The 17,979-nt window shown below is 68.1% G+C and carries 14 protein-coding genes; 4 read left to right on the plus strand and 10 right to left on the minus strand.

Translation table 11 applies throughout. The features are described 5' to 3' along the window. Positions 1-30: 30 nt before the first annotated feature. The 6 genes from ACXKZB_RS16140 to nrdH form a co-directional block, all read right to left on the minus strand. A complete protein-coding gene (locus tag ACXKZB_RS16140) occupies positions 31-468 on the minus strand; it encodes a hypothetical protein (protein WP_488823833.1) in 438 nt (145 codons plus the stop codon). Next, complete coding sequence (locus tag ACXKZB_RS16145; RefSeq protein WP_488823834.1) at positions 465-5,645, minus strand: DUF6531 domain-containing protein; 5,181 nt, start codon at positions 5,643-5,645, stop codon at positions 465-467. Before ACXKZB_RS16145 ends, ACXKZB_RS16140 begins: the two co-directional genes overlap by 4 nt. 455 nt (positions 5,646-6,100) lie before the next feature. Further along, positions 6,101-7,102 (minus strand): class 1b ribonucleoside-diphosphate reductase subunit beta, encoded by a 1,002-nt coding sequence (gene nrdF, locus ACXKZB_RS16150; RefSeq protein ID WP_071295675.1) that lies wholly within the window; start codon positions 7,100-7,102, stop codon positions 6,101-6,103. A 94-nt stretch (positions 7,103-7,196) separates the two neighbouring features. Next, on the minus strand, positions 7,197-9,302 hold the full coding sequence (gene nrdE / locus ACXKZB_RS16155) for a class 1b ribonucleoside-diphosphate reductase subunit alpha (RefSeq protein WP_488823835.1): 2,106 nt from the start codon (positions 9,300-9,302) through the stop codon (positions 7,197-7,199). Positions 9,303-9,319: 17 nt separating this feature from the next. Beyond that, entirely contained in the window at positions 9,320-9,736 is a 417-nt protein-coding gene (nrdI, locus tag ACXKZB_RS16160; protein ID WP_488823836.1) for a class Ib ribonucleoside-diphosphate reductase assembly flavoprotein NrdI, read from the minus strand. Between the two features lie 111 nt (positions 9,737-9,847). Continuing rightward, a complete protein-coding gene (nrdH, locus tag ACXKZB_RS16165) occupies positions 9,848-10,081 on the minus strand; it encodes a glutaredoxin-like protein NrdH (RefSeq protein WP_017886897.1) in 234 nt (77 codons plus the stop codon). A gap of 355 nt (positions 10,082-10,436) precedes the next feature. On the opposite strand from nrdH, the gene ACXKZB_RS16170 reads away from it, so the two are divergent. Beyond that, positions 10,437-11,642, plus strand: a complete 1,206-nt coding sequence (locus ACXKZB_RS16170; protein ID WP_488823837.1) for an MFS transporter — start codon at positions 10,437-10,439, stop codon at positions 11,640-11,642. Positions 11,643-11,738: 96 nt separating this feature from the next. Beyond that, positions 11,739-12,557, plus strand: coding sequence for an aldo/keto reductase (locus ACXKZB_RS16175; protein WP_488823838.1), 819 nt, complete (start codon positions 11,739-11,741; stop codon positions 12,555-12,557). 5 nt (positions 12,558-12,562) lie between these two features. On the opposite strand, the gene ACXKZB_RS16180 is transcribed toward ACXKZB_RS16175, so the two are convergent. Beyond that, positions 12,563-12,901, minus strand: coding sequence for a hypothetical protein (locus tag ACXKZB_RS16180; RefSeq protein WP_340195636.1), 339 nt, complete (start codon positions 12,899-12,901; stop codon positions 12,563-12,565). A gap of 102 nt (positions 12,902-13,003) precedes the next feature. On the opposite strand from ACXKZB_RS16180, the gene ACXKZB_RS16185 reads away from it, so the two are divergent. Together ACXKZB_RS16185 and ACXKZB_RS16190 are read left to right on the plus strand one after the other, a co-directional pair. Next, positions 13,004-13,843 carry a hypothetical protein gene (locus ACXKZB_RS16185; RefSeq protein ID WP_488823839.1) on the plus strand — a complete coding sequence of 280 codons (840 nt, stop codon included), beginning with the start codon at positions 13,004-13,006 and terminating at the stop codon, positions 13,841-13,843. A gap of 70 nt (positions 13,844-13,913) precedes the next feature. After that, the gene (locus ACXKZB_RS16190) at positions 13,914-14,435 is read left to right on the plus strand and encodes a ribonuclease H family protein (protein ID WP_222658576.1); all 522 of its coding nucleotides are present in this window, start codon (positions 13,914-13,916) and stop codon (positions 14,433-14,435) included. Positions 14,436-14,473: 38 nt separating this feature from the next. Here the strand turns inward: ACXKZB_RS16190 and ACXKZB_RS16195 are convergent, their stop codons facing one another. The 3 genes from ACXKZB_RS16195 to ACXKZB_RS16205 all read right to left on the minus strand — a co-directional run bounded on the left by ACXKZB_RS16195 (position 14,474) and on the right by ACXKZB_RS16205 (position 17,906). Continuing rightward, positions 14,474-14,977, minus strand: a complete 504-nt coding sequence (locus ACXKZB_RS16195; RefSeq protein WP_488823840.1) for a GNAT family N-acetyltransferase — start codon at positions 14,975-14,977, stop codon at positions 14,474-14,476. A 10-nt stretch (positions 14,978-14,987) separates the two neighbouring features. Further along, positions 14,988-15,239: a DUF6458 family protein gene (locus tag ACXKZB_RS16200; RefSeq protein WP_488823841.1), complete on the minus strand. Its 252-nt coding sequence runs from the start codon at positions 15,237-15,239 to the stop codon at positions 14,988-14,990. Positions 15,240-15,302: 63 nt separating this feature from the next. Beyond that, entirely contained in the window at positions 15,303-17,906 is a 2,604-nt protein-coding gene (locus ACXKZB_RS16205) for a DEAD/DEAH box helicase (RefSeq protein ID WP_488823842.1), read from the minus strand. Positions 17,907-17,979: the final 73 nt, after the last annotated feature.

Here is a 17,979-nt window from a genome sequence, read left to right on the forward strand (position 1 = left end):
ACCGGACGGGCTGCGTGAGAAGGCTTCCGGTCAGTCCGATGACGAACGGACGAAGAGGTAGTCGGGACGCGGCACATCGAGTGATCCGACGTAGAAACCGAGTCCGTCGTTGGTCGAGTAACCCTGGCGCACGAAGCGGTCATCGAAGTAGAACCGAATGCCGGTCGAGTCCCCGTCGGCCACCTTCCAGCGTCCGGAAAAGCTCGCCGAGTCCCCGCCGCCCGCGCAGCCCGGAGGGCTCGTCGCAGCGTTCCTGGTCCGGCACGCGAGGTCGATCGGGATGTTGCGCGCCGTGTACGTTCGATCCGCCGACACGGTGAACTCCGCCGCTCCGTCGCCGTCCGCACCCTTGAGGACCCAAGTGCCGGCGTAGTCCTGCGGCTCAGGCTGTGCCGTGACGGCGCAACCGGTCAACAACATCGCCAGCACCGCGATCGAGGTCGCGACGCCCGCCAGGTGTCTAGTCACAACTTCACCTTCTCCGTCCACGTGAACCGCTCCGTCACCCGCGAGAACGGACCGTGGTCTCCAGCGGCTCGGTTCAACGCGTCGTAGTCGAGCCCGGGAATCCGCAGGGCGGAGCCGAGCGTGGTCTCGTTCGTCGCCGTGTACTCGACCACGGTGGTTCCGTCGTCGCCCTTCGACACGACCTTCGCGTCAACGTCGTACGTCCCGAGGGCCAGGAGAGTGCGATCCCGTTCAGACGCCACCGGCCAGGTGACAACCGTGCGGATGTCCCGGAGGAGGTTCTGGTTCGTCAACGACGCGGGTCCCGCCTGGTAGCCGTACCCGGTCGCGACGCCCGTGTCCTTCAGATCGTCGAGGATGTCCCTGCGCTGGTCGCCCGGCAGCTCGTTCCTCACGACCTGCGTCATCTTGCTGTCCGATCCGTAGAGCAACGTCCGAGGTGACGTGCCCGTCGCCCACCCGAAGAGCATCTCACCCTGCCCACTCGTCAGGACGGTCCCGGCGTAGAAGTCCGCTGCCATGCCGACAGGGATACCGACCAGCGGGAGCGGACTGAGCGCGCCGAGGACGACGCCTGGGCCCGGCATGCGTGAGTCGAGGAGCGACATGCCGAGCAGCCATGACAAGGCGTGCGAGGCGTGCAGATCCCCGTCCATCGAGAAGGCGCCGTTGTTCGACAAGTGGTACGAGATCCCGAGCAAGCCCTGTCGGCCGGCTCCGTACGCCGCGAGTTCCGCGTCCGTGATCGGTCGGAGTCCGGTCGGGTCGGTCTGGTTGACCGGGTCGTTGCCAGCGAAGGCGTACGGGTTGTCGGCCCAGGCCGCACCCGCCACCGGGGGCAGGGGATCTGGGGACAGGAACGACCGTACCGACGGATCGTACGCTCGTGCTCCGCTCAGCTCGAGTCCACCGACCAGGACGGTGCCGGTCGGACTGACCTCGATGCCGTCCGGGAGGCGCGGTGACGTCGCGACGTCGGTCGAGAACCACGGGTCGTGTAGCTGCGCGGAGCGAGAACGACGCCACCCCGAGGTGATCCAGCTCCCGTCGACGCCGAGCATCCCGGGCGCGGTGACGATCGGAACGTCACCGATCGCCAGCAGGGTGGGCACGGGTGCCGTCGGATCCCAGCAAAGCGCCGTGCCGTTGACCTCGGCGAGTTCACCGAGAGCGTTGAACCACAGGTCGGAGCGCTTCACGCCCACCCCGTCTGCGCGCACGACTGTGCGGAGCTGACCGAGCTCGTCCCACACGTACGTGGTGGTGCCGTCGTCGGTTGCGGAGAGGACACGCCTGCCTGAGCTGTCGTACTCGAACCGGACGACCGCGGTCCCGTCGCCTCGGCTTTCGGTTTGCAGGAGCGCTCCGGTGGCGTCGTGCAGGTACGAGGTGTTCACGAATGCGTCTCGCTCCTCGACCATCCGGCCGGAGCGATCGTAGGTCCAAGTCGACGCGGTCGTCCCGGTCGCGGCAACCAACTGCGACGCCTCGTCGTACTCGTACGTCACGGTCATCCCGTCCGGATCGCGCACGGCAGCGACGCGCCCTCGGCTGTCGCGCTCGAGCGTGGTCTTCCGCCCGTCTGACACATGCCAGACGACGAAGCCATCGCGGTACTGCCACGACTGACCCACGGACCCGGCGACGACCTCGGTCAGCCGGCTGTCACCGTCGTACCGGAATGAGGCGTCGGGGAAGTCGGGCCGCCTAATGCCGGTCAGGATGCCTGCACGACCACGGTCGTACTCGGTCCTGACGCCGTCCGGCGTGGTCATCGCGCGCTGGTTGCCAGCGGCGTCGTACTCCCATCCGGTCGTCATGCTCCGCCCGGCACGAGTCGTCGTGCGCCGGAGCAGCTCGTGCCGGGCGCCGTACTCCAGCCGGTGCTCGGTCTGCTCGCCGTCGGGGTGAGTCCTGTCGGTGATCGTGATCAATCGGCCGGACTCGTCCCGCGCGACTGCCGCAACGAGTCGGCCGTCCTGACGGACCTCGGTCACCCGCCCTGCTGGGTCGTGGGTCCACGTGGTCGTGTGGCCATCGGGATTCGTGCGGGCCGTCGGTCGGCCGGCTGCGTCCCGCGTCCACGTCACGGCGCGGCTCATCGGGTCGGTCGTCGACGCCATGTCACCGAGCCCGGTCCAGGTGTTCAGCGTGCGCCCGCCGGAGGGCCCGACCATCTGCGTGACCCGCCCGAGGACGTCCCGGTGGAAGGTCGTGGAGTGCCCGAGCGCGTCGTCGACCGCGACCGCCTGCCCGGCAATGTCCCGGGTGATCGTCCGGCGACCGTTCGGTGAGTCGTCGACAGTGACCAGACGCCCGGCAGGGTCGTGACCGTACCGCGTCGTCCCGATGCCGGGCACTCGTTCCGCAACCAGCCGTGAACAGGCGTCGTATTCGAACGTGGTGACGGCACCCGAGGGCTCGATGCGTTCCACAATCCGCGAGTCCGCATCGTATCCGAGCATCGTCCTGCCACCGTCTGCATCGGTCCACGCCGAGAGCCGACCGCAGACATCGTACTCGATGGTCGTACGGTCACCGAGCGGAGACGTACCGGCGACTACGCGGCCCGCGAGGTCGAGGTCCAAGAACGGTACTGCCGCAGGACGATCTGTCTGCTCGACGACAGAGCGGACGCCTGCTGGATCGATCCGTGCCGTCGGGCGCCCGACGGCGTCATACTCCCGGAGCCATCGCCCACCTGCCGGATCCGTCACCTCGCGCAGTCGCGAGAGCGCGTCGTGGAGCATCTTCCAGTGAGTACCGTCCGGCAGGAGGATCTCGTGCAGGTTACCCAGATTGTCGTACCGAACGTCGCTCGCCCGTCCGAGCGGATCCGTGGCGCGCGTGACGCTGCCACCGGTTCCGTACTCGTATGTTGTCTGCCCGCCCACCGGATCGACGACCGAGATGACACGACCACCCGCGTCGCGTTCGAACGTCCACACGGAACCGTCTGGGGCTTCACAGGACGTCACGAGGCCGGCGGCGTCACGTTGGAAGCGCGTCCGGTGTCCCAGAGGAGTGGTGGTCGTGATCACTTGACCAACGTGGTCCCGCGTGTACAGGGTCGTCCCGCCGAGCGCGTCCGTGACAGCGACGAGGTCACCCGAAACGTCGTACTCGTACATCAGCACGACGCCCTCAGGGTCCTCGACGCGGACGAGCAGGTCGTCGACCCAGTTCATCGTGAAGCGAGCGCCTCGTTCGTCGACGACGAGCGAGGGGTACGTCGCCGAGGGGTCGGCGTACGTGAACGAGACGCTTCGCCCGTCGCGCTCGATGCGGTGCACGCGGTCGTGATCGTCGTGGGCGACGACCGTGTCGGTCCCGTCCGCTGCGACGGTGCGGGTGAGGCGCCCGCGGTCGTCGTACTTGTGCACCGCGACTGATCCGTCACGAGCGGTCGAGGCCACGAGGTTCCCGTGCTCGTCGTGGCTCAACGACTGTCGTCGACCATCCGCGTCGGTGATCGCGACCACGCGACCGTGGCGATCGGATGTCCACGTGTTCGACTGTGTGCCGTCCTCATCGGCGACGGACGTGACCCGTCCGGGAAGGTACGCGAACCGGACCGTGCGGCCTTGCGGAGTCGTCTGCAGGAGGACACGACCGTGCTGGTCGTAGATGTTCGCACACTCGACGACGCCGTCCGCCGCCGTCACCCGCTCGATGCGACCGCCATCCTCCCATGTGTACGTCCGCGTTCCGCCGGGACCCGTCACCGACCTGAGTGCACCGTCGTCGGCGTAGTCGTACGTGACCGTGCGTCCGTCGGAGGAGCGCGCCGAACGGACCAGCCCGTCGCGGTGAAGGAAGTCAATGAACCGCCCGCGTCGGTGCTGGAGCCGCACGAGCCTGTCGTCGCCGTCCCGCACGGCCTTGGTGGTCGCCGCGGTCCCGGTACCCGCGGCGATCCACACCCCTCGGGATGTGAACGACCACCAGGAGCCGGCGTTGTCACGGACGACGAGGACCACCTCACGGTCAACCGTCGAACCCGCCGTCGGGTCGGGTTCTGGTGCCAGCCACAGGTTCTCTCCGACGGCACGAACCGCGATGTCGCCCCGGGTCGGGAAAGTGCTCCGTCGGCCGTCATCGTGCACCAACTCAACATGGTCGGCGAGGACCTCGAGGCGCTTGTCGAGGACTGAGGACCACCCGCGACCGAAAGAACCAGTGACGAGGTCGAACGAGTTGTACAACCGCGTGAGCTCGAAGCCCTCAGCGCCTCCGGCGAAGGAGAGGTCACGCTCCAGCTCGACGAAGTTGCCGGTCGCCGTGTTCACGGGGTCGGCTGCGAAGCCACTGGTGGGGACCGCGCCGAGCAACGACGGGGCGCCGAAGTCGAGGTCGGTCCGCGTCCGGCCCACCCCCGCCGCCAGTAGCGCGGCCAGGAGCGAAGTGTCGTTCAGCGAGACGACGTCTCCGCTCGCCCCGGCTGCTTCGAAGGCAGCTGCGATCGTGTTCGCCCGGTCCACGTCGCCTTCATTGGCGGTCGACCAGGCCCGGAAGCCCGCGAGGAGCGTCGACAGGTCAACTCGGCCGAAGTCGCACCTTTGGGTGAAGGCCGCCAGGGCAGCCTCGATCCGCCCCGGGAGCGCCTGCAGGCTGCCGTTCAGGGAGGCGGATCCGGACGCGAACGCCCGGAGGCGGTCTGGTCGCGCGGACGAGACACTTCCCCCGGTTCCCGGACCGGCACCCGGCGTCGGTGTGCTCCTGGTACGCGCCGTGTAGCTCGTACTCGGGAAGGCCGGAACGTCGACCTTGCCACTGCTCGGCGGGGGTGCTTCACCGAAAATCTGGTCCCAAGTACTGTCGACGAGGTCAGTCCGGCGGGCCATCACGCGGTCGCGCCAGGCCCGGGCCTCTCGCCGGCGGGTGTTCTCCGCCCGCGCGGCATCGCTGAGCGCACGGATGCCGCTCGCGACCTCGCCGAGCTTCGTGGTGAGCTCGCGCGCGTCCTCCTGGGCGATCTGCGCGTTCGACCGGAAGGTCTCCGCGAAACCGCCTGCGAAGTCGGTGCCGGCCAGCGTGACGAGCGCCGCGCGCGACGGCGATTGGAGCTCCACCGTTGTCTTCGCCAGGTCGCACTGTCGTGCGAGGTCGTCGGCCGCGGAGAAGTCGTACGTCAGGTCCGGCAGTGCGTACGCGGTCAGGTCTGTCGTTCCAGTCACCGTTGTGTCCCCCCATGGAAAGCGGTGTTGTCTCAGTCGAACCTAACGCAGGCTCGTCGCCCGTGTCGCTGGTCCCCCACGTAGCCAGCCCGAGCGAGCGAGCGGACCAAGCATCTCTCTGGCCTGCTACCGCACACACGAATCGGCCCGCTCCGACATCGAATCACCAGAACAGGGCCTGCTCCGCCCAGGCACATCAGATCTGCGGGCGCAGTCAACGTCGCCTGCGGGCGGGCCCCGGATGACAGCGCCGTCCAATCGCCCCGAGGGGAACTCGGACTCGACCGAGGGCGCATTCGATGGACGACCAGAACGCACGGCCCAAGGAGGTCGCCGCCCTCGTCGAGTCCGCGCCGACCACCGCCACCCGCTGACCGGACACGTCAGTGCGGTCCGGCGAACGACGACGCCCCGCCGGCAGAAGCCAACGGGGCGTCCCTCGAGTCAGACCAGGCTCAGAAGTCCCAGTCCTCGTCCTCGGTCTTCTCCGCCTTGCCGATGACGTACGACGACCCGGACCCCGAGAAGAAGTCGTGGTTCTCGTCCGCGTTCGGCGAGAGCGCCGACAGGATCGCCGGGTTCACGTCCGTCGTCTCCTTGGGGAACATCGGCTCGTAGCCCAGGTTCATCAGCGCCTTGTTGGCGTTGTAGTGCAGGAACTTCTTGACGTCCTCGGTCAGCCCGACGCCGTCGTAGAGGTCCTGCGTGTACTGGACCTCGTTCTCGTAGAGCTCGAACAGCAGGTTGAACGTGTAGTCCTTGATCTCCTGCTTGCGCTCTTCGGAAGCGCCTTCGAGGCCCTTCTGGAACTTGTACCCGATGTAGTACCCGTGGACGGCTTCGTCACGGATGATCAGGCGGATCAGGTCGGCAGTGTTGGTGAGCTTGGCGCGCGAGGACCAGTACATCGGCAGGTAGAAGCCGGAGTAGAACAGGAACGACTCGAGCAGCGTCGAGGCGACCTTGCGCTTCAGGGGGTCGTCACCGGTGTAGTAGTCGAGGACGATCTGGGCCTTCTTCTGCAGGTTCACGTTCTCGGTGGACCAGCGGAAGGCGTCGTCGATCTCGGGCGTCGAGGCCAGCGTCGAGAAGATCGACGAGTAGCTCTTCGCGTGCACCGACTCCATGAACGCGATGTTCGTGTAGACGGCTTCTTCGTGCGGGGTGATCGCGTCGGGGATCAGGCTGATCGCGCCGACGGTGCCCTGGATGGTGTCGAGCAACGTCAGGCCGGTGAAGACCCGCATGGTGAGCTGCTGCTCGGCCGGCGTGAGCGTGTTCCACGACTGCACGTCGTTGGACAGCGGCACCTTCTCGGGCAGCCAGAAGTTGTTGACCAGCCGGTTCCAGACCTCGACGTCCTTGTCGTCCTGGATGCGGTTCCAGTTGATGGCACTGACCGCACTGATCAGCGGGATGGACTTGCCCGTGGCGTGGACCGGGTCGGTGAGGGTCATGGGATTGTCTTCCGGATTCGGGATGGTGATCTGATGACGGACTGGAGGCGCGGGGCGGGGCCCGCCCCGCGCCTCCAGGAAGAGAGCAGCAGCTCTACAGCATGCAGCTGACGCAGCCCTCGACCTCGGTGCCCTCGAGGGCGAGCTGGCGCAGACGGATGTAGTAGATCGTCTTGATGCCCTTGCGCCATGCGTAGATCTGCGCCTTGTTGATGTCGCGCGTGGTGGCGGTGTCCTTGAAGAACAGCGTCAGGGACAGGCCCTGGTCCACGTGCTGCGTCGCCGCGGCGTACGTGTCGATGATCTTCTCCGGGCCGATCTCGTACGCGTCCTGGTAGTAGTCCAGGTTGTCGTTCGTCATGAACGGCGCCGGGTAGTAGACGCGGCCGAGCTTGCCTTCCTTGCGGATCTCGATCTTCGACGCGATCGGGTGGATCGACGACGTCGAGTGGTTGATGTACGAGATCGAACCGGTCGGCGGGACGGCCTGCAGGTTCTGGTTGTAGATGCCGTGCTCCTGGACGGACGCCTTCAGCGCCTTCCAGTCGTCCTGCGTCGGGATCGTGATGTTCGCGTTGTCGAACAGCGATGCCACGCGGGGGGTCGCCGGCGTCCAGGCCTGGTCGGTGTACTTGTCGAAGAACTCACCCGACGCGTACTTCGAGTCGCGGAAGCCGTCGAAGGTCTCGCCGGTCTCGATCGCGATCTTGTTCGACGCACGAAGGGCGTGGAACAGCACCGTGTAGAAGTAGATGTTCGTGAAGTCGATGCCCTCTTCGGAGCCGTAGTAGACGCGCTCACGAGCGAGGTAGCCGTGCAGGTTCATCTGGCCGAGGCCGATGGCGTGCGACTTGTCGTTGCCGTCCTCGACGCTCCGGACCGACGTGATGTGCGACATCTGCGAGACCGAGGTCAGGCCGCGGATGGCCGTCTCGATGGTCTTGCCGAAGTCGGGCGAGTCCATCGTCAGCGCGATGTTCAGCGAGCCGAGGTTGCAGGAGATGTCCTTGCCGATCTCCTTGTAGGACAGGTCCTCGTTGAAGGTCGTCGGGGTGTTGACCTGCAGGATCTCGGAGCACAGGTTGGACATGTTGATCCGACCCTTGATCGGGTTGGCCTTGTTCACCGTGTCCTCGAACACGATGTACGGGTAGCCCGACTCGAACTGGATCTCGGCGATGGTCGTGAAGAAGTCACGCGCCTTGATCTTCGTCTTCTTGATGCGCGAGTCGTCGACCATCGCGCGGTAGTTCTCGGAGATCGGGACGTCACCGAAGGGGACGCCGTAGACCTTCTCGACGTCGTACGGCGAGAACAGGTACATGTCCTCGTTGTTCTTCGCGAGTTCGAACGTGATGTCCGGCACGACGACGCCGAGGGACAGCGTCTTGATGCGGATCTTCTCGTCGGCGTTCTCGCGCTTGGTGTCGAGGAACTTCATGATGTCCGGGTGGTGGGCGCTGAGGTACACCGCACCGGCACCCTGACGCGCACCGAGCTGGTTCGCGTAGGAGAAGGAGTCTTCCAGCAGCTTCATCACGGGGATGATGCCCGAGGACTGGTTCTCGATCTGCTTGATCGGGGCGCCGGCCTCGCGGATGTTGGAGAGGAGCAGGGCCACGCCGCCGCCGCGCTTCGAGAGCTGCAGCGACGAGTTGATCCCGCGCGAGATCGACTCCATGTTGTCCTCGATGCGGAGCAGGAAGCAGGAGACGAGCTCGCCGCGCTGTGCCTTCGCCGTGTTGAGGAACGTGGGGGTCGCGGGCTGGAAGCGGCCGGCGACGATCTCTTCGACCAGGTCGATGGCGAGCTGCTCGTTGCCCTGGGCCAGGCCGAGGGCGGTCATGACGACGCGGTCCTCGAAGCGCTCGAGGTAGCGCTTGCCGTCGAACGTCTTGAGCGTGTAGCTCGTGTAGTACTTGAACGCGCCGAGGAACGTCTGGAACCGGAACTTCTTCGAGTACGCCAGGTCGTTGAGTCGCTGGATGAAGTCCAGCGAGTACATGTCGATCGTGGCTTTTTCGTAGTACTCGTTCTCGACCAGGTAGTCGAGCCGCTCCTTCAGGTTGTGGAAGAAGACGGTGTTCTGGTTGACGTGCTGCAGGAAGAACTGCTTGGCGGCCTCACGATCCTTGTCGAACTGGATGTTCCCGTCCGCGTCGTAGAGGTTGAGCATCGCGTTGAGGGAGTGGTAGTCCATCCCCGTCTGCGGCGACGTCAGATCGACGTCTGCAACTGCTGCGTCCAAAATGCATCCAATCCTGAGTTGACCGCCGACACGTCGTCAGGGGTCCCGAAGAGTTCGAATCTGTAGAGAAGGGGGACGTTGCACTTCCGCGCGATGACGTCCCCTGCCAGGCCGTAGGCCTCGCCGAAGTTCGTGTTGCCGCCGACGACCACACCGCGGATGAGCGAGCGGTTGTGCACGTCGTTGAGGAACTTGATGACCTGCTTGGGGACCGCACCCTCGCCGTTGCCGCCACCGTAGGTGGGCAGGAACAGGACGTAGGGCTCGTCCACGTGGAGGAAGGGTTCGCTCGGGTAGAGCGGGATCCGGTCCGCGTCGCGGCCGAGCTTCTCGACGAAGCGTGCGGTGTACCCGGACACGCTCGAGAAGTAGACCAATCGGCTCATGGTGCGCTCCTGTGGTGAAGGTGCGGAACAGGCGGACCGGAGGGTGTCCTGCGGGCGGTGATCCGGGCCTCCTGAGCGGGTCCGGGTGACCGCCCACAGGACGGGAGGCGACTACGCCAGTTCGGCGCTGAGCGTCGCGATCTTGTCGGGGCGGAAGCCCGACCAGTGGTCGTCGTCCGTGACGACGACGGGGGCCTGCATGTAGCCGAGGCTCTTGACGTGCTCGAGCGCTGCTTCGTCCGTGGAGACGTCGTGCACTTCGTACTCGATGCCCTTGTTGTCGAGGGCCCGGTACGTCGCGGTGCACTGGACGCAGGACGGCTTGGTGTAGACGGTGACGGCCATGTTCTCCCCTGGTTTCTACTGATCTCTCACGTGCTGTGGAGGTGGTGCTGATGTCTGTCCGCAGTCGTGTCCGGGAGGGGCCGCTGCGATGTCTCCACACTACATCTAGTGGCTAGCCGCGGCACCGACCACAAGAGGAAGTGTTACAGCCATGTAGTTCTCCACAACGCCCTCCACAGTCTGTGGATTCCCGGGAGGCCCGAGTTTCCGCCAGTCTCCGCCCGACCACCGACACTTCCCCACACCGGTGGACAGCCACGATCCACATGTGTGGAATCAGCGTGTCGGCGTGTCGCGATCCACACCTCCCCCGGACGGGTGACACCCCGTTCCGTCCGGTCCGTACACTCGTCTCGTGAGCACGTACGGCCCCCTCCTGAAGACCCCCGGCGTGGGTCGTGTCATCGCTGCACAGCTCACCGCACGCTTCCCGTTCGGGATGCTCTCGCTGGCCTACCTGCTGCACGTCGAGCACGTCTTCCACTCCTACGGCGCCGCCGGTCTGGTGCTCGCGACGACGAGTGTCGGGCAGGCGCTCGCGGGCCCGCTCACCAGCCGTTGGATGGGCAGCTGGGGCATGCGCCCCGTCCTCATCCTGACGAGCCTCGTCGCGCTCGTGAGCATGGGCGTCATCGGGTTCGTCCTCATGCCGCTCTGGGGCTACGTGGTGGTCGGGTTCCTCGGCGGCCTCGCGGTCCCGCCCGTGCAGCCGGCGGTGCGCACCATCTACCCCAAGATGGTGACCTCGTCGCAGCTCACCCCGTTGTTCTCCCTCGACGCCAGCGCCCAGGAACTCATCTGGGTCGCCGGCCCGGTCATCACCACGTTCGTCGCGACCCAGATCGGGACGGTCGAGGCGATCGTCGTCGCCATGGTCTTCCTCGTCGTCGGCGGCATCTGGTTCATCGCCTCGCCCGAGCTCGGCCGCGTCCGCATCCCCCGCTCGAAGCGCGCGTTCGGCGTGGTCCTGAAGCGCCCGTCGGTCGTCGTCGCCACCCTGACCGGTCTGCTGCTCATCGGGGCGTGCGCCGCGGTCGAGGCCAGCGTCACCAGCGTCTTCGGCGAGGGCAGCCCGAACGCCGGGATCGTCCTGGCCGTCTTCGCGGTCGGGTCGCTGTTCGGTGGCCTGGCGTTCGGCCACCGTCCGATCTCCCCCAACACCCTGTGGACGCGCATGGCGATCGTCTTCGTCGGTCTCGCACTCGCCCTGGGCGGCACGAACTTCTGGTGGCTCTGCCTCGCCCTCGTCATCGCGGGCATCGGCATCGCGCCGGCCCTCGCGGTGATGTTCGGGTCAGTGTCCGCCACGGTGAAGTTCTCCGACACGGCCGAGGCCTACGGCTGGATGGGCACCGGCCAGCTGATCGGTGCGGCCGGCGGTTCCGCCGTCGCCGGCTTCCTGATCGACAGCAGCGGCCCGGTGGGCGGCTTCACGGTCGGTGCGGTCATGGCCGGGGTGGGCGTGCTGGTCGCGCTCGGGGCCAAGCGCTGGCTGCCCGACCTGCGCGGCCGTGACGCGAGCCCCATCCCCGACACCGAGCCGGTGGTCCTGCCGACCTGACCGGCGGGAAACGGGCGTCCGGCCGCGCGGGTCGCGTTCTCCACAGGCGACCGGGAGGCCCGGCGCGCGCCCGCCACGCACCGGCAGGATGGGTGCATGGTCAGTTCACTTCCCCTCCGCGACGGCGCCGCGATCCCCGCGATCGGGTTCGGCGTCTACAAGGTCGACGACACCGAGGCCGAGACGGCGGTCGGTCTCGCGCTCGACGCCGGCTACCGCCATGTCGACACCGCCGAGATGTACGGCAACGAGACCGGCGTCGGGAAGGCGATCCGGGCCTCCCGGCTGGACCGTGACGACGTCTTCGTGACGACCAAGGTGTGGAACGACCACCAGGGGCACGACGCAACCCTGCGGGCGTTCGACGGCAGCCTCGAGCGGCTGGGGCTCGACGCGGTCGACCTGTACCTGATCCACTGGCCGGCCGCGGCGAACGACCGCTACGTCGAGACCTGGCGCGCGCTCGTCGAACTGCGCGACTCCGGGCGGGCGCGGAGCATCGGGGTCTCGAACTTCCAGGTGCCGCACCTGCAGCGACTCATCGACGAGACGGGCGAGGTCCCGGTGCTGAACCAGGTCGAACGGCACCCCTGGCTGCCCCAGCACGAGCTCGTCGCGTTCCACCAGCAGCACGACATCGTCACCGGTGCCTGGTCGCCACTCGGACGCGGTCGGCTGATCGACGAACCGGTCCTCACCGGGATCGCGGACGCCCACGGGGTGAGCGTGGCGCAGGTCCTCGTCCGGTGGAACGTGCAGCAGGGTGTCGTGGTGCTGCCGAAGTCGGTGACGCCGTCGCGGATCCGGTCGAACCTCGATGTCGACGGCTTCGTGCTCAGCGACGACGAGCTCGCGGCGATCGCCACGCTCGAGTCCGGTCAGCGAACGGGCTCGCACCCCGACTCGGTGTCGTAGCCGATCTAGCCCCGGCGGTCCTCCTCGGACTGCCACGGCAGGTGCAGGTCTCCGGGCTCGGGTTCGACGTCACCGGCATCGTCCGCGCCACCGGTGCCCGGTGCGGCGATGACCTTCGACGGATCGATGCCGTCCGCACGCAGGTCGGCGTCGTCGCGCTGCTTCGTCTGCGACGCGTCCATCTCGCGCTCGCTCGACGGGCTGTACGCGGTGTCGGCCGCCCGCTGCTCGCGCTCACTGACCCCGTCGACGTCGTCGCTGTGTGCGGCGTCACGCAGTGCGTCGGTACGTGCACGATCGTCGGACGGCTCGGGGCCGGGGACCTGGGGGATGCTGTCGCTCATGCCCCCGGACGGTAGTCCGTGTGCCCCGAGTGACAGTTCGGTCACGACGGTCGGTCGTGCTCGACCCCGGCGGTACGCTCACCGACGTGGGGGGGGGGAACGATGACACGGAAGCGAGCCGCGGCGAGCGCGGTCGTCGGCACGGCTCTGGTGGGGCTGCTCCTCACGGGGTGCACGGCATTCGGCGGGGACGACTCCCTGCCGAAGCCGACCCGACAGGCGGCCGAGCGCACGGCGGTGCCGATCCCCGATCCGACGCTCACGACCGAACAGGTCGACGACGACCCGGACGAGGTCGAGCAGGTCCTGCCCACGGGCGCGGTCGCTGCGGAGACCGACGTCACGTCCCCGAGCGGTGACACGAGCATCCACGTCCGCATCGTTGCGAACGACAGCGGCACGTTCACCGCGCAGCTCTCCGGCTACCGCACGACCAACCCGCAGCAGATGAGCCTGCAGTTCCGCCACCGGCACGCGAGCCCGCTCGACGGCGGTGACGCCTCGGCGCGGGACACGACCGAGTGGACCGCCGCCTCCGGCCCGCCGAAGACCGTGGTGATGAAGGAAGCCGGTGCACGACCGGACTACCTGCGCAGTGTCGTCCTCGTCCCCGCGTCGGTGCCGGACGAAGACCCGTCGAAGCGCCCGTGGGTCGGATCGGTGCTCGCCGCCGCTGACCTCACGTGGACGATCCCGAACCCCTACCCGGACCTGCGGCTCACCGTGGGCACGGACCGACCGGGGGCGTACGGCATCGTCACGGAGGCCGACGGCAGCCCGGCCGGCTACCTGGTGGCGCACGGTGACGAGCTCTCGACCGTCGCCGAGCGGTTCGGCATCACACCGGCCGAGGTGCAGTGGCTCAACCCGTACATGGAGACCCGCGCCGACGACTGGTTGCTCGAGGGCAGCACGCTGAACCTCGATCCCGCGCGCCGCTGACCTCGGCGCGGACGGCACTCGACCGTCCGTTACGCTCGACGGGCACCAGCCCCGACCAGGAGGTCCCCTCGTGACGATCGTCGCCGCAGCAGACGGCTCAGCCCTCGGCAACCCCGGCCCCGCCGGCTGGGCCTGGTACGTCGACGACGACCGCTGGGCCGCCGGTGGCTGGCCCCGGGCGACGAACAACATCGGCGAGCTCACGGCCGTCCTGCAGTTGCTCCGCGCGACGAAGGACACCGGCGAGCCGCTGCACATCCTGTGCGACAGCCAGTACGCCATCAAGGCCTGCACCGAGTGGCTCGCTGGGTGGAAGCGGAAGAACTGGCGCAAGGCAGACGGCAAGCCGGTCATGAACGTCGAGATCATCAAGGAACTCGACGCCGAACTGCAGGGCCGCAAGGTCACGTTCGAGTGGGTCCGCGGGCACGTCGGCCACGAGATGAACGAGGCCGCCGACGTCCGCGCCCGTGGTGCCGCCACCGCGTACCAGAACCACACCGACGTGCCGCACGGTCCGGGCTGGCCCGGCGCCGAGGTCCCGGAACCGTCCGCACTGCCCGAGGCGACCCCGCCCGCCACGCTCTTCTGACGCGGCCGTCCGAACGGACGACCCAGGCACCGAGCGGGTCAGACGGCCCGCTCCCACAGCGCCACGGTGCTCTCGAGCCCGTCGTACCGGTACGGCTTCCGCTCCCCCGTCGGTGCGTACCCGAGTGCCCGCCAGAACGGCTCGGCACCGGCGGCGTTCGTCGCCACGATGCCCAGCCGCAGTCGGTCGGCGCCGGCGTCGGCTGCCATGGACACGACGGCCTCGTGCAGCCTGCGTCCGAGACCCTCGCCGTGCCGATCACCACGGGTGATGAGCAGACCGATGTACGCCGTGGTCGGTGCCGGGTACCCGAGCAGGACGTCTGCGAACGCCACGAGCGCGTCGCCGTCCCACAGCCCGATGCCGTGCTTGCCCGCCGGGTCGAAGCCGTCCGGCACCGACACCAGCGCGCTCAGTCCGTCGGACGGCCCAGGCGGGTACCCGGTGATCCGCTCCGCGTAGTCCGGCACGGTCTCGAGCAGCGCCTGCAACGCGTCGACGTCGTTCGCGCCGAGTGCGCGCCAGACCGTCGTCGCGGACACCTGCGGGCTCCTAGTAGGTGCCGTCGCGCCGATCCTGCTGGGTGATCTGCTCACCGGAGGCCGGGTCGACGGCCGAGCGGGTGGTCGTGGTGGTGCGGCGACCACCGAAGGCGACGGCGAGGCTGATGATGAGCAGCACGACGCCGGCTGCCATCAGGATGTAGCCGATCAGGCGGAGGTCGACGCCGGCGAGCTGGATGTCCAGCGCGAAGGCGACGATCGCGCCGATGACGATCAGGGCGATGCTGGATCCGATGCGCATGACGCAGTCCTCTCGGGTGGGGTGGTGCCGGAGACGGTACACGTCCGGCACCACCCCCGCCGGTCAGTCCACGTCCACGTCGGTCCACCCGTCGAACCGTCCGATCTCGGTGACCCGGACGACGGCCTCGCCGGCTTCGTCCGAGGCGTCGAGGTCGATCGTCGCCGAGAACCCGAAGTCCTTGTCGCCCGACGGGTCCGCGAAGATCTGCCGTGCACGCCACACGCGCGATGCACCCGCAGCCGCCGTCGCCCCGGCACCCGTCGCTCCCGTCTGGTCGAGCACCAGGTACGACATCGACCGGGCGTCGGCGTCGGTGCGGATCTCGTCGTGCGACTCGTAGTACTCCTCGAGCACCGCGTCCCACGCGTCCCCGTCGAACCCGGCAGCCGCGTCGAGCGCTCCGAGGCCGTCGACGTCGTCCCGCGCGGCGAGCAGCACCCGCTGGAACAGCGCGTTCCGCACGAGCACCGTGAAGGCGCGCACGTTGCCGGTGAGCCGTGCGGGCTGCGGCGGCGCGATCTCCTGCTCCTCGGCCAGGGCGAGGAGGACGTCACCGTTGAGCAGTGCCTCCCACTCGTCGACGAGCGAGGAGTCGGTCTGCCGGACGACCTCGCCGAGCCACTCGATCAGGTCGTCGAGCTCCGGGTTCCGCTGCTCCTCGGTGATGGTCTGCCGCATGGTGCGGTAGGCGTCGGACAGGTACCGGAGCACGAGCCCCTCGGAGCGGGTGAGCTGGTAGAACCGCACGAAGTCGCCGAAGGTCATCGCGCGCTCGTACATGTCGCGGACGACGGCCTTCGGCGAGAGCTGGAAGTCGAGGACCCAGGGCTGTTCAGCCGCGTACGCCTCGTACGCCGCCTCCAACAGCTCGGACAGCGGGCGAGGCCAGGTGACCTCCTCGAGCAGCTCCATCCGCTCCTCGTACTCGATGCCCTCCCGCTTCATGCGGGCGACCTCTTCACCGCGCTCCTTGAACTGCTGCTGCGACAGGATCGCGCGCGGGTCGTCGAGGGTGGCTTCGACGACCGAGACCATGTCCAGCGCGTAGGTGGGAGACGAAGGATCGAGCAGTTCGAACGCGGCGAGCGCGAACGGCGACAGCGGCTGGTTGAGGGCGAAGTTCGACTGCAGGTCGACGGTGAGACGGTACGTGACCGGAGGCCCCGGCACCCGCTCGATGACCTGCGCGTTGATCAGCGTCCGGGCGATGACGAGTGCGCGCCGGGCCATCGCGAGCTGACGGGAGCGGGGTTCGTGGTTGTCGAACACCAGCGATCGGACCTCGTCGAACGCGGAACCCCCGCGGGCCACCACCGACAGCACCATCGCGTGCGTGATCCGCATCCGCGACACCATCGGTTCCGGTTCGGCGCCGATGAGCCGGTCGAACGACGCCTGCCCCCACGAAACGAACCCCTCCGGTGCCTTCTTCCGCTTGATCTTGCTCTTCTTCTTCTGGTCGTCCCCGGCCTTGGCGACGGCGCGGGCGTTCTCGATGTCGTGCTCGGGGGCTTCGGCGACGACGTCGCCCTCGGTGTCGTACCCGGCGCGTCCGGCACGGCCCGCGATCTGGTGGAACTCGCGCGCGGACAGCTGGCGCATCTTCGTGCCGTCGAACTTCGTCAGTCCGGTGAACAGCACGGAGCGGATCGGCACGTTGATCCCGACGCCCAGGGTGTCGGTGCCGCAGATGACGGGCAGCAGCCCGCGTTGTGCGAGCTGCTCGACGAGCCGTCGGTACTTCGGCAGCATGCCGGCGTGGTGCACGCCGATGCCGGCGCGGATCAGGCGGGACAGGGTCTGTCCGAACCCGGCGCTGAAACGGAAGCCCGCGATCGCTTGCGCGATCTGGTCTCGACGCGCCCGATCAGCGACCTTCGCCGACATCAGTGACTGCGCCCGTTCGAGCGCTGCGGCCTGGGCGAAGTGCACGATGTAGATCGGTGCCTTGCCCTCCTCCAGCAGTCGTTCGACGGTCTCCTGCACGGGCGTCATCACGTACTCGTACTCGAGCGGCACCGGTCGGCTGACACCGGTCACGCGGGCGGTGGGTCTGCCGGTGCGTCGGGACAGGTCGTCGGCGATGGTGGTGACGTCACCGAGGGTGGCCGACATGAGCAGGAACTGCGCGCGCTCGAGCACGAGCAGCGGCACCTGCCAGGCCCAGCCGCGGTCGGGGTCGCCGTAGAAGTGGAACTCGTCCATCACCACGACGTCGACGTCGGCGTCCGGGCCTTCGCGCAGGGCCAGGTTCGCCAGGATCTCGGCGGTGCAGCAGACGATGGGTGCGTCGCCGTTCACGCTGGAGTCGCCGGTGACCATGCCGACGTTCTGCGCACCGAACAGTTCGACGAGCTGGAAGAACTTCTCGGAGACGAGCGCCTTGATCGGTGCCGTGTAGTAGCTCCGCTTGCCCTCGGCGAGCGCGGCGAAGTGCGCGCCGGCCGCGACGAGCGACTTGCCGGTGCCGGTGGGCGTGCTGAGCACGACGTTCGCGCCGGAGACGAGCTCGATGACCGCTTCGTCCTGCGCCGGGTACAGCGGCCGTCCGCCCGCTTCCGCCCATGCCGCGAAGGCCTCGTAGACCGCGTCGGGGTCGACGACGCCGTCCACCGCCGCCGGGATCGCGGCGACGAGCGGGGGCACGGTGGTGGCGTCGGTCATGCGCCCATCCTCCCAGGCTGCGGTGACGAGGTGGTCGGGACGGACGACCGGGAGGCCCGGCTCCATACGCGCG

The sequence above is a fragment of the Curtobacterium sp. ABR8 genome (genome assembly GCF_057812125.1).

Bases quoted from the DNA above. Each gene is read 5' to 3' on its own strand.
- nrdF (WP_071295675.1), bottom strand. From the start codon at position 7,102: ATGACCCTCACCGACCCGGTCCACGCCACGGGCAAGTCCATCCCGCTG.
- nrdE (WP_488823835.1), bottom strand. From the start codon at position 9,302: ATGGACTACCACTCCCTCAACGCGATGCTCAACCTCTACGACGCGGAC.
- nrdI (WP_488823836.1), bottom strand. From the start codon at position 9,736: ATGAGCCGATTGGTCTACTTCTCGAGCGTGTCCGGGTACACCGCACGC.
- nrdH (WP_017886897.1), bottom strand. From the start codon at position 10,081: ATGGCCGTCACCGTCTACACCAAGCCGTCCTGCGTCCAGTGCACCGCG.
- ACXKZB_RS16175 (WP_488823838.1), top strand. From the start codon at position 11,739: ATGGTCAGTTCACTTCCCCTCCGCGACGGCGCCGCGATCCCCGCGATC.
- ACXKZB_RS16180 (WP_340195636.1), bottom strand. From the start codon at position 12,901: ATGAGCGACAGCATCCCCCAGGTCCCCGGCCCCGAGCCGTCCGACGAT.
- ACXKZB_RS16185 (WP_488823839.1), top strand. From the start codon at position 13,004: ATGACACGGAAGCGAGCCGCGGCGAGCGCGGTCGTCGGCACGGCTCTG.
- ACXKZB_RS16200 (WP_488823841.1), bottom strand. From the start codon at position 15,239: ATGCGCATCGGATCCAGCATCGCCCTGATCGTCATCGGCGCGATCGTC.
- ACXKZB_RS16205 (WP_488823842.1), bottom strand. From the start codon at position 17,906: ATGACCGACGCCACCACCGTGCCCCCGCTCGTCGCCGCGATCCCGGCG.